At 54.6% G+C, this 13,633-nt stretch carries 15 protein-coding genes; 7 read left to right on the forward strand and 8 right to left on the reverse strand.

Annotation, left to right across the window (positions count from 1 at the left end; translation table 11 throughout):
* Positions 1-435: 435 nt before the first annotated feature.
* On the reverse strand, positions 436-1,332 hold the full coding sequence (locus tag AC1Q6X_RS15085; RefSeq protein WP_492497705.1) for an ATP-dependent nuclease: 897 nt from the start codon (positions 1,330-1,332) through the stop codon (positions 436-438).
* Entirely contained in the window at positions 1,251-2,129 is an 879-nt protein-coding gene (locus tag AC1Q6X_RS15090; protein ID WP_492497706.1) for an AAA family ATPase, read from the reverse strand. The genes AC1Q6X_RS15085 and AC1Q6X_RS15090 overlap by 82 nt, the downstream gene beginning before the upstream one ends.
* 698 nt (positions 2,130-2,827) lie before the next feature.
* Between AC1Q6X_RS15090 and AC1Q6X_RS15095 the strand changes: the two genes are divergently transcribed.
* Positions 2,828-3,100: a DUF4242 domain-containing protein gene (locus tag AC1Q6X_RS15095; RefSeq protein WP_070224858.1), complete on the forward strand. Its 273-nt coding sequence runs from the start codon at positions 2,828-2,830 to the stop codon at positions 3,098-3,100.
* Between the two features lie 253 nt (positions 3,101-3,353).
* On the opposite strand, the gene AC1Q6X_RS15100 is transcribed toward AC1Q6X_RS15095, so the two are convergent.
* On the reverse strand, positions 3,354-3,737 hold the full coding sequence (locus AC1Q6X_RS15100; protein ID WP_492497707.1) for a hypothetical protein: 384 nt from the start codon (positions 3,735-3,737) through the stop codon (positions 3,354-3,356).
* A gap of 78 nt (positions 3,738-3,815) precedes the next feature.
* Complete coding sequence (locus tag AC1Q6X_RS15105) at positions 3,816-4,562, reverse strand: hypothetical protein (protein WP_492497708.1); 747 nt, start codon at positions 4,560-4,562, stop codon at positions 3,816-3,818.
* A gap of 261 nt (positions 4,563-4,823) precedes the next feature.
* Here AC1Q6X_RS15105 and AC1Q6X_RS15110 point away from each other — a divergent pair, with 261 nt between their 5' ends.
* From AC1Q6X_RS15110 to AC1Q6X_RS15130, 5 genes are all read left to right on the forward strand, one after another.
* Positions 4,824-5,231: a GNAT family N-acetyltransferase gene (locus AC1Q6X_RS15110; protein ID WP_121668879.1), complete on the forward strand. Its 408-nt coding sequence runs from the start codon at positions 4,824-4,826 to the stop codon at positions 5,229-5,231.
* Between the two features lie 30 nt (positions 5,232-5,261).
* A complete protein-coding gene (locus AC1Q6X_RS15115) occupies positions 5,262-5,705 on the forward strand; it encodes an immunity protein RhsI2 family protein (protein WP_070313005.1) in 444 nt (147 codons plus the stop codon).
* 114 nt (positions 5,706-5,819) lie between these two features.
* Positions 5,820-6,383 carry a hypothetical protein gene (locus AC1Q6X_RS15120; protein WP_070313004.1) on the forward strand — a complete coding sequence of 188 codons (564 nt, stop codon included), beginning with the start codon at positions 5,820-5,822 and terminating at the stop codon, positions 6,381-6,383.
* A 9-nt stretch (positions 6,384-6,392) separates the two neighbouring features.
* Positions 6,393-6,701 carry a hypothetical protein gene (locus tag AC1Q6X_RS15125; RefSeq protein WP_071653839.1) on the forward strand — a complete coding sequence of 103 codons (309 nt, stop codon included), beginning with the start codon at positions 6,393-6,395 and terminating at the stop codon, positions 6,699-6,701.
* A gap of 157 nt (positions 6,702-6,858) precedes the next feature.
* On the forward strand, positions 6,859-7,056 hold the full coding sequence (locus AC1Q6X_RS15130; protein ID WP_492497828.1) for a DUF3079 domain-containing protein: 198 nt from the start codon (positions 6,859-6,861) through the stop codon (positions 7,054-7,056).
* A gap of 185 nt (positions 7,057-7,241) precedes the next feature.
* Here AC1Q6X_RS15130 and AC1Q6X_RS15135 read toward each other — a convergent pair whose 3' ends face one another.
* The 3 genes from AC1Q6X_RS15135 to AC1Q6X_RS15145 form a co-directional block, all read right to left on the reverse strand.
* Entirely contained in the window at positions 7,242-10,046 is a 2,805-nt protein-coding gene (locus tag AC1Q6X_RS15135) for a TonB-dependent receptor plug domain-containing protein (protein ID WP_492497709.1), read from the reverse strand.
* 607 nt (positions 10,047-10,653) lie between these two features.
* Positions 10,654-11,121 carry a GNAT family N-acetyltransferase gene (locus AC1Q6X_RS15140; protein ID WP_070291380.1) on the reverse strand — a complete coding sequence of 156 codons (468 nt, stop codon included), beginning with the start codon at positions 11,119-11,121 and terminating at the stop codon, positions 10,654-10,656.
* Positions 11,122-11,154: 33 nt separating this feature from the next.
* A complete protein-coding gene (locus tag AC1Q6X_RS15145) occupies positions 11,155-11,937 on the reverse strand; it encodes an XAC2610-related protein (protein ID WP_492497710.1) in 783 nt (260 codons plus the stop codon).
* Between the two features lie 29 nt (positions 11,938-11,966).
* Between AC1Q6X_RS15145 and AC1Q6X_RS15150 the strand changes: the two genes are divergently transcribed.
* Complete coding sequence (locus tag AC1Q6X_RS15150; RefSeq protein ID WP_492497711.1) at positions 11,967-12,623, forward strand: tetratricopeptide repeat protein; 657 nt, start codon at positions 11,967-11,969, stop codon at positions 12,621-12,623.
* Here AC1Q6X_RS15150 and AC1Q6X_RS15155 read toward each other — a convergent pair.
* Positions 12,610-13,590: a ribonuclease Z gene (locus tag AC1Q6X_RS15155; RefSeq protein WP_070224870.1), complete on the reverse strand. Its 981-nt coding sequence runs from the start codon at positions 13,588-13,590 to the stop codon at positions 12,610-12,612. The genes AC1Q6X_RS15150 and AC1Q6X_RS15155 overlap by 14 nt on opposite strands.
* Positions 13,591-13,633 lie beyond the last annotated feature (43 nt).

Raw genomic sequence — 13,633 nt, forward strand, 5'->3', positions numbered from 1 at the left:
GCTTTTCGACTGAGCCAGCTTTCACAGAACCCGACGCATCAGTCCGTGTCTGAATTACGGACCTGACCCTCGTGTCCCGTTCGTGGTTCCAATCAGCTTTTCGACTGAGCCAGCTTTCACAGAACCCGACGCATCAGTCCGTGTCTGAATTACGGACCTGACCCTCGTGTCCTACGAATCCTCCAACCGCTGCCGCTGCGCGGCAGCCCCGCGCGCAGCAGGCGCGCATTCGTGGTTCTAATTAGGTTTTCGACTGAGCAAGCTTTCACAGAACCCGACGCATCAGTCCGTGTCTGAATGGCGGACCTGACCCTCGCGCCCCCAACGCTTCCACAACCCGAACGATGAAAAGCGCATGGTGGTTATCCTGGACCCTGACCAGTGCTTAGAGCAGAAGCTACCCCAAGGTAACATGGGGTAGTTTTGTCTATTAACTTATGCTTGTAATTTCCACAATGGGTGAGCAGTAAGATTGTTGGTGGTAATGTAATTTTGCAACTTTGCTCGGAATGTGTCGCTGCATGAGGTAAACACGTCTTTGTCCCGCTTTAAAACTCGGCAGTAAACATCGATCAAAAGCTTGTATTCCGATGTTTCAGGCGCTGACAGTATTTCGAGGATTCTATCGACTTTTCCCCCGCTGAGACTTTCGCCGTAGAACTCGCCCTCAAAGTGAGGGAACTGAGTGAAGACGATTCCCGCCCCCTCCTTCGCCGCAGCCTCACGAATCGAGGTGTTCATAGTCCAAGTTCCGCTCTTCACTGGTTTTTCCTGCTTCATAATCTTCGGAGTATCGGAATCGTGAATTACAATATATCTAGTTTTAAATTGATTGAGGATTTTTGCAAATAATTCTATATTTGCTTTTCCCATGCAGTCGATGACGTGGACATCTATTCCTAATAAATTAGCACAATGCTTGACCACGAGGTGCTCGGTTGGCCCTTCGACCAGTACAATGTTGTCGTAAAAGAAAAACTCGTTCACTACTGGATTGCATGCACGAATCATCTGAAGACGAGCACGCTCGGTTCCATCAAAAGATATTTTATCGGTTGAAATAAAACGCTCAGAGTTTTCGTCTGGATCAACTCTGATAATGGTTGTATGGCTTTTAGATAAATCGATAAAAACTGGTGAATGCGTGGTTGCTATGACTTGCCACTCTGGATTATTTAGCGCGAAGCTGTAAAGTGCCTCTCTTGCCCCGCGCACGGTTGGTGGATGTAGGAATGCTTCTGGCTCGTCAATTAGCAGAATGCGTGTTGCCTCGGAGTCGCTCTTTTTTTCTTGATATTGCTTACCTGGGACATAACAGCTAGCGCTGACCAAAGCAGCGCACGTTGTAACCCCGTTCCCTGATGTATTAGTGGAATTGCTGTCTCATTCGCAGTGCCAATACGGAGGAAAGATTCAGCTCCTACTATTTTTTCATCGATTGAGTCCTTCGATTTTGGAACGAGTTCGATAGTCGTGCCCGGGAAAACTTCAGCTACATTTGCCGTTATCTTATTCGATAGCTCGGTCATTGCCTCGCGAGTCTCGTCCATTAGTTTGCTTGCCAGTATCTCGATCTGATTAATCACTTCTTTAGCATGGGAAGAATCTTCTTTGAGCCGGGCTTTTACATGCTCTTTCAGCATGCTTACCACTTTTGTCTGAGTTGTTTCAGTTGAATCGGTTGGCCTGATGCGAATCGGCTTTGGAATTCGACTTTGAATTAATGAATCGAAACCTCCGACGCCGCCATCTTCGAAGTTCCGAGTAGTCGGATTGAATGACTGCTTCTGCCCCGGTTTGTCTGGAGTGGCCCATATCCAGCGAACTTTGATGCAGCGGCCAAATTCATCATCATCATGGGTCCACTTGGCTGAAATAACACTTTCATCCTCAGCAGTAACGTTGCAGAAAATTCCAGTTATTTCGACTTGATTCTTGGCATCCTCATTATGGAAATGGCTCAGAGATAGTTCTTTCCCGGCAGATGCAAATGCCTCATAAGCGTCAAGGACTGTGGACTTGCCAACATTGTTGCGTCCTACTAAGACAACTATCTCATCTATTCGGATGTTGCAGCCTGCGGGACCAATGCGTTTGAAGTTTCTTATACGTAAGCTTGTCAGTTTCATGATGTGAGTCCCTAGTTATGTTGTTAGCCGACACTTGGCACTCAACTATAGGGTTTGCTTTGTGATTAAAACTCACACTTTGTAACTGGTGGTCAATTAATCATGCCAGGGGTCAAGTTTCATAGACATTTTTTTGCATATATAGGCAGTTCCCGCGATGGCCGAGCTAGGAGGTGGTCGGCTTGCCACAGTGCACGATAGAGTGCATGCCCAGTTTTACTGGGTTGAACGTTGACGTTACTCGCTGGGGATCTTTTTAGAGACTATTGATGGCTTTACAGAGAGAGTGGAGGAAAAGTGACGTCATCTCATAAGTAACGATGCCCGCAGTACCCCGCGCATTCTTGATTGTACGAGTTCACGTCCTACCCCGGCCAATTTGTACCAAGCATTACTTGTAGGTATGTTGGTAGGTACAGTTGCTAGTTCTCTCTTTCAATAGCTCATAGAACCTAGTTATTTGCCTTACACCGCTTCCGTCAGGAAATAAGAAACCGCCTTCTGAACTGAGACCGCTCTCACAGCACGCCACGCCTAAGCCCGTGTCTGAATGCCAGACCAGACTCCAGTGCATTTCATGGCAATTCCAACAACACCACCCCACCAGCATGGTATATAACGAATACATGTCACGGCATGTGTGACGCACAGAACCGGCGAGCGTTGTGCTCGCCCGGAAACCTCATAAGGAGACCGCTATGCCAAAATACGTTATTGAGCGTGATATTCCCGGGGCCGGGAAGTTGTCTGAGCAAGAACTTCAAGCCATTTCGCGGAAGTCCTGCAGTGTCTTAAACAAGATGGGACCACAAATTCAATGGCTGCAAAGCTATGTTACTGGCGATAAAATCTATTGTGTTTACATCGCTGAAAATGAAGCGCAGGTTCGCGAACATGCCCAGCAAGGTGGCTTTCCTGCAAACCGTGTGTCGGAAGTCATCTCAGTCATTGATCCGACTACGGCAGAGTAGTGCCGCCGCCAATGTACTTGTGTCTCGTCCCTGGCAGAGATGACTCGGGCAGGGACGAGTTGTGCGTTACATGACCGTTTGGGAAGACGTTGACCGAGCGGCATGGGGCGAGAGTAACCATCAGTCCGCATCATCACTGTATCGAGCTTCTGACGAGTCGGCCTGCGTAGCTTTTGCGCCGAGCCGGCTTCTACGACGCCCAACGCATCCGTTCGTGTCCAAATGACGGAACTGCCCGTCGCGTTGGGGAATCTCAGGAGTTTGCCGGAATACCTGCGGCGCGTTGTGGCCTCTTGTCGACCGGCACAAATACTTCCCATTTATGTTGTATTGTCGGCTTTACGGTCCTGGCGCAACTCACAGCAACATTCGGTCCAGAAAGGCCATGGCTCTTCGGCACCCATGCCACATGCAAAGGTAGCGCGCATTTCGTCACCAGAATCTTCCGGTTCGGCTCCAATACCTGCCACCGTGTGCCGTTTTTGACATTTTCTGCTGCCATGAACTTGACTGCGGCCTCCCTGATCTCAAACAAGCCATGTATGTCACCGCGGGTTCTATCTTCGTCAAGCGTGGCAGCGATTGCCGAGGCGATGCCAGCGACAAGAAAAAGAGCGCCGGCGAGGGCGGCGCACATGCGTTGATTCCATCGTAACGGTAGCTGCATCTTTACACTCCTTGCCGAGGCTGTTTGATATCCCCCACCATGACGAATTCATGCCACTTCATCGCGTCTGAACACGAATTGTTGACGCTGAATGCCTTGCGTGACGAAGTCCGCATCGGGCGGGATTGTTTCCCAGAAAAAAACATGCTTAAAAATGGGGATTTTGTTGAATTTTTTCGAACGAAATATCCATCTGTTTTTCGTGAAATCGCTGTAACGGTCGCCCTTGAACTGTTTATGTACAGTTGTAAAAGGAAGCAACTTTTCCGCAATATCCGGGAAAGAATAATCTGGGTGGTTATCCTTGAATTTCTCGAAAATTCCAAATTGATCTCTGCAGATGACTTGAATGGCCGTTTCTGGCATGCGATAGCGCGGGGACCACAGGACATTCCAGCCTGATTCGATTTCATTGATGAATTTTACCAGGCGCGGCGTCATGATATAGGCGTCCGACTCGATATGGATGATTTTATCCACGCCTAATTCATTGGCCACCTTGACCGAGTGCAGAAAACTGCGCCACCAGCCAGGGTAGTCAGCCCCGCTTTGCCTTCCCAGGTTGTTGTCGAAGCGAATGATGAGATTTTTATCGTCATTCGAAGCCAGAGGGGCGCTATGGGAAACTGTCTTGATAATGTCGGCAGGCGGAAGAAATGGCGACCCATCGTCAATCATTATCTTCTTTACTGCATCGATTGGAATGTCTTTATAGTAATCGAGCCACCGTTGATACCGGCTTTCCCATGATGGTGCATCTTTTATAAAGCTGGTGCAGAATATAATGGCTTTCATTTGCTAAACACATTCCTTGTGTCGGAAAATACAGGTTATTCACGGATTATTAAAATTTTCAACTATTTTAGCAGATCGGAGGCGGTTTAATCACTGAACGGGCATGCCGGCGATGTGGCCGCTGGCAGCATGGCGCCTCTGGCGCGCACTCCTGGCGCCCCGTCACCGATGCCGTATGGTCCACATGCCGCGATCATCGCTGCTTATACTAGGTGCATGGCAGAGGTTTCCCATGCGCCATCTCCTTACACCCGTGAACCAATGAAAAACACCACTGTCGAATATCGTCATAACTTTCCTCTTGATCCGCTGGACGTTGTTCGCGTCTTCGATCAGTCCGGCATCAAGCGGCCCACCAGCAACCTCCCGCGAATCGCGCGCATGTTTGCCGCGCCTTGTCTGGTGCTGTCGGCATGGGTGGATGGCCAGCTTGTGGGGCTGGCCCGGTCGCTGACCGACCATGCGTATTGCTGTTATCTGTCGGATCTGGCGGTAGACAAGCAATACCAGGGCCTGGGTATCGGCAAAGCGCTTGTCCAGCGCACCCAGGCCGTCATCGGCGACGAAGTGTCCCTGATATTGCTTTCCGCCCCTGATGCCATGTCCTACTATCCGACGCTCGGTTTTGAGCCTGCCGCCAATGCTTTTATCATTCAGCGCAAACATTAAGTGAGCGCTTCCAGGAACGCTTGTGCCCTTATGAAACCCGTCTACACTCTCGCCGAAGCCTTGGCGCAAGACCCCGCTCGCGTGGCCAAGACCCAGGCTCTTACCCTCGACAGCTCCCGGCCCCACATGGGCCTGAAAGGCAGGCACGGCCTGTTCGCCTCCGTAGCATGGTGGGAAAGCATCAAAGCCGGCCGCATCCAGACGCAAACGTTGACGGGCTGTATCGAGCGCACGTATTTCGCGGGCCAGGATAGCCGACGCGGCGATCAAGTCAACAGCTTCACTTTGCGTCTGACCGATGGCTCGACAGTCGACGAGAGCATCTACACGCATCGGAAGCAGGACATCAAGCTGTTCGTGCCCGGCGCCACGGTGACGATGGTGTATGCGCTGGACGAGATGAAGGCGCAGGCGGCTGACGGTGGTGCCTGCTACGCGCGGATCGTGCTGGAAGTGTCCGTTTCTGCGTCATAAGGCGCTTATATCCACTTGATACCGCTGCCATAAGCCTCCTGTTCTCTGTCAACAACATCCCTCCAGGTTTGCATTAAATTAAGGGTATTTGATGATGATGATGATGGAGGCGAGATGAACGACGAACTCAGTGGTGAGAAATGGGGGCGAAAATTTCCAGGCAGCACCAACACCAGGGATTTGTCAGGAAATTTTCGTTTGGCAGTAGAAGATTTTCTATATGCAATGAAAGAGGCGGGGATCAGGGTTGCAATCAATGCCACCTACAGACCGCCGCAGCGCTCCTACCTGATGCATTATGCGTGGAGAATCGCAAGAAAACAGCTTGATCCCCAACACATCCCGAAAATGGCGGGTGTGCATATAGAATGGGATCACGGCGAAATTGACGCATCTGTCAAGGCTGCAAAGGCAATGTTGATTGTCTTGCAGATTAATCATTTACCCATCAAACCCGCACTGCGCTCGCAACACAATTCTGGTCTGGCGATTGATATGGATTTGCTGTGGAGCGGAACGGTTGAGGTGAAAGATGCGAGCGGCAATCTGGTGAGGATTGCCACTTTGCCTAGGACGGGCATGAACAGGCAACTTATTGCGGTCGCTGCAACATATGGGGTAAAGAAATACAGCGGGCCTGGAAGCGACCGGCCACACTGGTCCAATAATGGCTATTAAAGGAAAGTCATGCGAAAATTTCTTCTGATAGTGCCTATTTGCTTTGTTCTTCCTTTTGCCTTTTCAGCCGAGCCACTCCCTAAGGATGTCAGCAGATTTATCTATAACGCCGAAGCATGTGAGCACCTGGCGGGAGAATTTGATGGAGAGCTACCTAAGCGGCAGCAGGATGATCTCCTCAAGAACATACATCAATACTGCAAGGTGGCGCAAAATCAGCTGAGAGTTCTTGAGGTGAAATATAAAGGCAATGCCAAAATAATGAAGGTCATCAAGAGTCATGCCAATGATGCGGTAAGCAGTTATGAGGGGGAATGACATACGCTGGTCTTCTGGGGGCACGCAGGGTGCAAGCTGCCGCCGCAGTAATCTTCGCAAAATTGACTTAAGCAAATTCCCAACCGAAATTCGTTTGACCGTCCTCCGCGCCAGGTCTAGAGTCGTCAACGAGACCTCAACCGACCCCATCGCCCCCATGGCCAAGCCCTTTCCCTTGAACCCCAAGAACCCCGAACGCATCTGCTGGGGTTGCGACAAGTATTGTCCGCCGGACGCCATGCGCTGCGGTAATGGTTCCGAGCGCACGCAGCATCCCATCGAGCTGTTTGGCGAAGGCTGGAATGACTGGGGGCTGGCGGCGGCCGACAAGGAAGAGGATACGAAGACGCCTTGAGCCGGCGGTGGCCAGGCGGCACACTGCTTGTCAGCGGCTGAAACCTGGCGGAAGCCGTCGATTCCGGGCTTGGTGCATGGGCTGACCTTCGGCATTCCCCATCTGAAACTAAAAAGGGCTGAGGCCTGTGCAAGACAGGACTCAGCCCTTGGCTATTGGCGCACCATCACGCCGGCAGCAGAGGATTACATGAAGTGGTAGTTGGCGCTGATGCGGAAGTAGCGGCCTTGACCATTGTGCAACTGCGGATTGAAGCCTTCCACTGGGTAACGTGGATCATATGGCGCCTTGATATCAAACAGGTTCTTGATATTGAACGACAGGGTCAGATCCTTGAAGCCCGTGTAGGAGTACGCCATATTGGTCGTCGTCCAGCTCTTCACGTCGCAGCTGCTGATGTAGTTGCTGTACTTCGGCAAACCACTGAGCCCATATGCCGACTTCGGCTGACCTACGCCGTACTGGCAGTATGGTTTCTCGTAGACCACATTGTTGTCGCTACGGCGCAGCAACGATACGGGACCGACGAAATCTACCGATGTCGTCAGCGAGTGGTCGCCACGGGTCCAGTTGACCGACAGGTTGCCGCGGTTCTTGGGATTGTCGCCGACCGAAGTAGCATAGTCGGACAGGCCGCCGTTCGCACCGGAGGTATCGGTTGCCACTTCGCCCGGACGTTCCGCGCGCTTGAAGCTCATCAGATAGCTCCAGTTCAGGTTGGCGGTCAGACGGCCCAGATCGCCCAGCGATTTGCGGTACGCCACTTCGAAATCGATGCCCTGCACTTCGGTGCTGCCTTGGTTCACATACGAACGGTTGACCTGGGAAATCGGACCGGAGTTAGGCACCACGTTGCCATTGGCGTCGGTCACCAGATTGGCCGGATTGTTATCGCGTATCACGCTGCCAGGATAGCGGTCTTGACGATCCACCATGTATTGCGCGCTGAACAAAGCGGTTTCATCCACTTTCTTGATGCGGTAGTAATCGACCAGCACGTCGATTTCCTTGGTCGGCGCCAGAATCAGGCCCAGCGAGTAGCTCTTCGATGTTTCAGGGCGCAGATCAGGCGTGGCTGCGGATAGGCTGGAAATGCCTTTCTTGCAATCAGTTTTATCCGCGCCGGTGGCCGGATTGACGCCGTCCGGGCAGCGCAGCGGGTCAACCACGTTGCTGAACGATTGCACGCCGCCAGGCGAAACCTGGGTCAGCGCTGGTGCACGGAAACCTTCGGCATAGGTGCTGCGAACGGCTACGCGGTCGCTGATGGTCCACTTGGCGCCGACTTTCGGCACGAAGTTGCCCTTCAGGTTAGGGTATTTATCGTAACGGCCGGCAAAGTCCATTTCAAAGTATTTCGCAAACGGCGTGCGTACTTCGATGAATGTCGAGCTGACATTGCGTTGGCCATCGGCCGACGAGTTGGCCAGGCCGATGATGTCGCCGCGCTGCGTCGCCATGTCTGGCGTCAGGCCGATTTTTTCTTGACGGAATTCGGCGCCGAACGCCACGCCGACCTGGCCGCCGGCCAGCTGGCCAAATGCGGTACTCGCCTTGGCGTCGACTTGCGTTACCTGGGCAAAGCCGCGGTTTTCCAGGTCACGCGTGACGCTAGGGTCGGCATTGACCTGCGCCAGGGTCCAGTTCTGCGTCATGACCTTTTCCAGGGTCGGACGATACAGCATGCCGTTCCAGTTTTCGGTGCGTTCGGCTCGGTTCCACAGTACGGCCGTTTCCCAATCCCACGCACCTGTCGTGCCGCGCACGCCAGCGAGCAAGCGATAGCTTTCGTTCAGATTGGAGGCGCCGCCCGGGGCGCTGACGCGGTAGCCAACAGCGGCGCGCTGTGTCGGGAATGGATTGTCAGGATGACCTACCGGCAAGATCATCTGGAACTGCTGCGGTGCGCCGTTGAGTTGATACACGGTGGTCGAAGCTGTACTGCGGAAGGCCGTCGGCACGCGCAGATAGGTGCGCTCCGAACGGCTGTAGCCGGCTTCGGCAAAGGCGGTCACGTCGTCATTGATCTCGAACGTGGCGCGCGACAGCACGTTGGCATCCTTGCCGGCGCTTTGCACTTCGGCGTAATCGTCGATGTTGAAGTTGCAGAAGGTGCGGCCTACCAGCGGGTCGCTTGCCAGCATGTTATGCGCCGCCATGTTGCCGGTGATTTGCTGCGACGCCGGGCAGTCCAGGCGGTTGATGATTTGCGCGCGCTGGGCGTAGGTGGTGGCGAAGTTCTTCGTGCCAGGCTTCGTTTCAGCGTAGAAGAAAGGCGACGTGGTCAGGCTGCTGGAGAAAGGGTTCAGGCGGCCGTTGATGTCGGCATACATGCCTTTCTCGACGTCATTTTCGTTCTTGATGATGGTGCTGTCGCGCTTGGCTACGTCAAAGCTGACGAAGGCATTGAAGCGGTCCTTGCCAAAGCCGAAGATACCGCTGGCGCTCTTGCGGGCAAATTCGCCGTCGTCGTTGGCGCTGATGCTGGCGCTCATTTCGGCGCCAGTGTACTTGGTTTTCGTAATGAAGTTGACGACGCCGGCGATGGCGTCGGAACCGTACACGGCCGATGCGCCATCCTTGAATACTTCGACGCGTTCGATGGCCGAGACGGGAATGCTGTTCAAGTCATAGACGGCCGATTTTCCCTGATTCGGGTCGGCATAGGCGGATGCGGTGATACGGCGGCCATTGAGCAAAATCAGCGTGGAAGACGAACCGAGGCCACGCATGGAGGCGGTTGCCGCACCGCGGGCAAAGCCGCCGTCGGTCACGTCCACCGACGAGCCCGAGCCGAAGGCAGGAATCGAGTGCAACAGTTCGGCCACAGTATTGGCGCCGGTAGCGGCAATCTGCTTGGCATTCAAGGTCTGGATAGGCGAGGAGCCTTCTTTTTCAGTGCGCTTGATGTTCGAACCGGTCACCAGGACTTTTTGCAATGCCGGTTCTGCCGGTGCTTCCTGGGCAAACGCCATATGGGATGAGGACAATGTCAATGCGACAGCGACGACGCTGCGCTTCAAAACAAACTTCTTAGTCAATTCACTTCTCCGTACGAGTCATTCTCAGGACCCGTTATATGTGAAAAACTGTTGAAACAAGCACCTTGCGATAGGCACGCGCCTGCCAACTCGATCTAGTTTGACCGTTCAATTGCAGTCATTTTTTTGTAAAATGTGATATTCATTTTACCTAGAAGACACATAAAAACATTTCCATATGGGAAATGTCAATTTTATCTATCACTGTTGCTCTTATTTACAACAGTAAAGATTTTCTTTACAAGTGGATGCTGCTGAAAGTTCCGTGTTTTCGGAAGATGATGATCGGAAGGAAACGCGCGCAGCGCGAGGCAGCGAGGCGGTGGGCATGAGAGAACATGCCGCTCCAGACGGGAATGCCATGCTTCAAGGCGATTGCCTTGTGGGTAATTCATGCATGGAGGAAATTGTCAACAGGCGTTTTTTTGATAACGGTGGCGTGGCTGTCGCCAATACGCGAAATCGTCATGCTCGACAGCACGGGTGGCGGCGGGAAATACGATGGAGCTGCGCATGACAGGGGACGACGAAAGCGCTGCGACGGCGTCCCTTGCTGTCAGTTGAGCACGAATTCCAGCACGTCGTCGCCATACTTGTCCGTCTCGCCCGTCGCCGTCCAGCCCAGGTAGCGGTAAAAGCCGTAGGAGCGCGAGGCGGGGTCGCTGGAGCAGCCGAGGAACAGCCGCTGGTGGCCCTGCGCGCGCAGCTCGGCCATCACCAGTTCCAGCAAGGTCTTGCCGATGCCCAGGCCTTCAAATTCCGGCAGCAGCGCCAGGACGATGATTTCGCCCGTGTCGCGCTCGCCGAAGCAGTAGCCGGCCAGCTGGCCATCGTGATGGCAGACCTGGCCGGGCAGGCTGCCCGAGCGCATCATCTCGGCCCAGGTGTCGGCCGTGATGCCCACTTCCGCCAGGCGTTCTTTGGAAACGGCGTTTTGCCGCGTCTTGCCGCGCAAGGCGATGAAGGCCGCGGTATCTTCCGCCCTGGCTGCATGGAAAGTAATTGATGCTGAATGTGTCGTCATGTGTAAGTGAATTATTCGATGGTAGTGAAGGATTTATTCCCAGGATTTGCGCATGATCTGCGCGTGGCGCTGCCAGTCAACGACGTTGGTATGTTCGATGGCTTGCTGGCCTGGATTGCCGCTATCGATCTTTTCATCCTTGACGATGACCAGGTCGTTTTTATCGTTCAATCCATATTCCCGGTAGCGCTCGCAATCCTGTGCGCGCCGGGCGACGGTGATTAATTTGTTAGCCTGCCACTTATAGCTGTCTTCATAAAAGCATTGCGCCGCGCAACCGCAATTGGCGATGCCGCCTTCGATTCTTTGCTCGGCGATGCTGATATCGAGATTCGGAATGGCCGATAAGGGTTTGTTGAAACTGTATTGTTTTGCTTGCGCATCCCACCGCCACACGTCGGAACAGCGGATGCGTCCCTGGCTATCCGTATAGCCGGTGACCCACAGGTCGGCATGGCCGTCGAAATTCATGTCGGCCAGCAGCGCGTGCAAATTGCCCGTGCCGCTGGTGCTGCAACTGCCAGTCATCCACTGCTTGCCGATTTTCAGCTGGTAGGTCTGTTTTTCATCATGATTCGCATAGCGGATATCGGCCGCTTGCCGTACTTTCCCTGTCGCGGCTTTATCCAGATGCAAGGTGCCGCCATAAGCGGACGTGGAAAGCAGGGATAAAAGCAGAACAATCAATTTCATGGCGTTATTCTTCGGGCACAATGCCCCGATTGCATCAGGTGGAGAATGATCATAACGCAGGATATGGGCAATGCGCCACACGGTTTCTATCGTGCATTCTGCCTGTAACAGTGCTGTGTACAATGCCAAAAATCCCCGAACAAGGAATCTTCATGACTGTTTCCAGCGCATCTTTTAATGAAGCGGGCATCCTCGCTTATAACGACGGCAATTACGCCGAGGCCTTTAAACAATTCGATGCCGCGGCATACACTGGCGATCCCGCCGGCCAGCATTTATTGGCCAGCCTGTATTACCAGGGCCATGGCGTGACGCAAGACTTGCCGAAAGCGGTGGAATTGTTCACGGCGGCCGCGCAGGCGGGCTTTCCGCCGTCGCTGGCCAACCTGGCCCTGATGTATGCGAGCGGCGATGGCGTCGCGCAAGACATGGCGCAATCGCTGGCCTACGGGCGCCAGGCAGCCGAGGCGGGCGATGGCCAGTCGCAATTCAATCTGGCGCAGGCTTATCGCAAGGGCGATGGCGTACCGCAAGACTATGCCGAGGCGGCGTTCTGGTACAAGCAGGCGGCCGAGGCCGGTTCCCTGTCGGCGCAGAACGAATACGGCTTGCTGTACGCACAAGGGCAGGGCGTCGAGCTCGATTACGTGCAGGCGTACGCGTGGATCGCCATGCCGGCCGAGGCAGGCAGCGCGCAATCGATCAAGAACCGCGACCAGTTGCTGGAGATCCTCACGCCGTCACAGCAGCAGGCGGCGCGCACGCTGGCGGCCGAGTATGCGGAGCAATACGGCGTCAATCCCCACTGAACGACGATTTCGCCGGCACCTTGGTCAGCACGCCCGCCGCATCGAGTTCATAGCTGTCGAAATCGCGCGCCAGGAACAGTTCACCCGAGTAATGCAGCCGTGCTTCCGCTTCCAGCTCGGCCATGCCTTCCGCATTGTGATAGCGGGCGCTGAAGTGCGTGAGGATCAGATTCGGCAAGCGGACCGCTTCGGCAAACTGCGCCACGCGCTGCACGGAACTGTGCGTGGGGCCGGGTCCCACTTTTTGCAGCATCGCTTCCGTGTAGGTGGCTTCATGCACGAGTAGTTGCGCATCGGCACAGGCGTCCGTCAGCAAGGACGGCGTGTCGTTGTCGCCGCCGATCACCACGGTGGCGCGCTGCGTTTCCGTCTGGCGGAAAGCGGCGGCGCGCAAGACCGTGCCATCGTCGAGCAGCGCATCCTGGCCCGCCTGCAATAGCCCCCAGGCGGGGCCGGGCGGCGCGCCGGCCGCCTGCAGGGCCGTCTTGTCCAGTTTCCATCTGCTCGTTTCCAGCGCGAAGCGATACGCGACGCTCGGTGCGCGGTGCGACAGCGCGTGGCGCGAGACGGTCAAGCCCGCTGCTGCATGCACGACTGGCGCGCTGTCCACGTCGATGTGGATCAACGGGTACGTCAAAAACAGTTCCGTGTGCAGCAGGGTCGCGTCGATCCAGGCCTTGATGGCGGCCGGGGCGATCAGCAGCAAGGGTTTCTTGCGCCCCGTCATCGAGGCGCTGGCCAGCAGGCCCGGCAGCCCATAGCTGTGGTCGCCATGCACGTGGGTGATGCAGATGCCCACCAGGTCGTGCACGGACAAGGGCAGGCGCTGCAGCCGGTGCTGCGTGGCTTCGCCGCAATCGATCATCCACCAGTCGCGGTTGTGCGTGGTTTGCAGGGCCAGCGAGGTGACGTTGCGGTGGCGCGTGGGCACGCCGGAAGACGTGCCGAGAAAAGTCAGTTTGAACATGGGCGCATTATGCGGCAAGCCACCGCCGTTGCCAACGCGCCCG

It is taken from the genome of Janthinobacterium sp. GW823-FHT06H09 (genome assembly GCF_058794735.1).

Excerpts from the sequence above, each read along its gene's own strand:
- AC1Q6X_RS15105 (WP_492497708.1), bottom strand. The coding sequence starts at position 4,562 with ATGAAAGCCATTATATTCTGCACCAGCTTTATAAAAGATGCACCATCA.
- AC1Q6X_RS15100 (WP_492497707.1), bottom strand. The coding sequence starts at position 3,737 with ATGTGCGCCGCCCTCGCCGGCGCTCTTTTTCTTGTCGCTGGCATCGCC.
- AC1Q6X_RS15095 (WP_070224858.1), top strand. The coding sequence starts at position 2,828 with ATGCCAAAATACGTTATTGAGCGTGATATTCCCGGGGCCGGGAAGTTG.
- AC1Q6X_RS15115 (WP_070313005.1), top strand. The coding sequence starts at position 5,262 with ATGAAACCCGTCTACACTCTCGCCGAAGCCTTGGCGCAAGACCCCGCT.
- AC1Q6X_RS15155 (WP_070224870.1), bottom strand. The coding sequence starts at position 13,590 with ATGTTCAAACTGACTTTTCTCGGCACGTCTTCCGGCGTGCCCACGCGC.
- AC1Q6X_RS15120 (WP_070313004.1), top strand. The coding sequence starts at position 5,820 with ATGAACGACGAACTCAGTGGTGAGAAATGGGGGCGAAAATTTCCAGGC.
- AC1Q6X_RS15125 (WP_071653839.1), top strand. The coding sequence starts at position 6,393 with ATGCGAAAATTTCTTCTGATAGTGCCTATTTGCTTTGTTCTTCCTTTT.
- AC1Q6X_RS15090 (WP_492497706.1), bottom strand. The coding sequence starts at position 2,129 with ATGAAACTGACAAGCTTACGTATAAGAAACTTCAAACGCATTGGTCCC.
- AC1Q6X_RS15150 (WP_492497711.1), top strand. The coding sequence starts at position 11,967 with ATGACTGTTTCCAGCGCATCTTTTAATGAAGCGGGCATCCTCGCTTAT.
- AC1Q6X_RS15110 (WP_121668879.1), top strand. The coding sequence starts at position 4,824 with ATGAAAAACACCACTGTCGAATATCGTCATAACTTTCCTCTTGATCCG.
- AC1Q6X_RS15130 (WP_492497828.1), top strand. The coding sequence starts at position 6,859 with ATGGCCAAGCCCTTTCCCTTGAACCCCAAGAACCCCGAACGCATCTGC.
- AC1Q6X_RS15140 (WP_070291380.1), bottom strand. The coding sequence starts at position 11,121 with ATGACGACACATTCAGCATCAATTACTTTCCATGCAGCCAGGGCGGAA.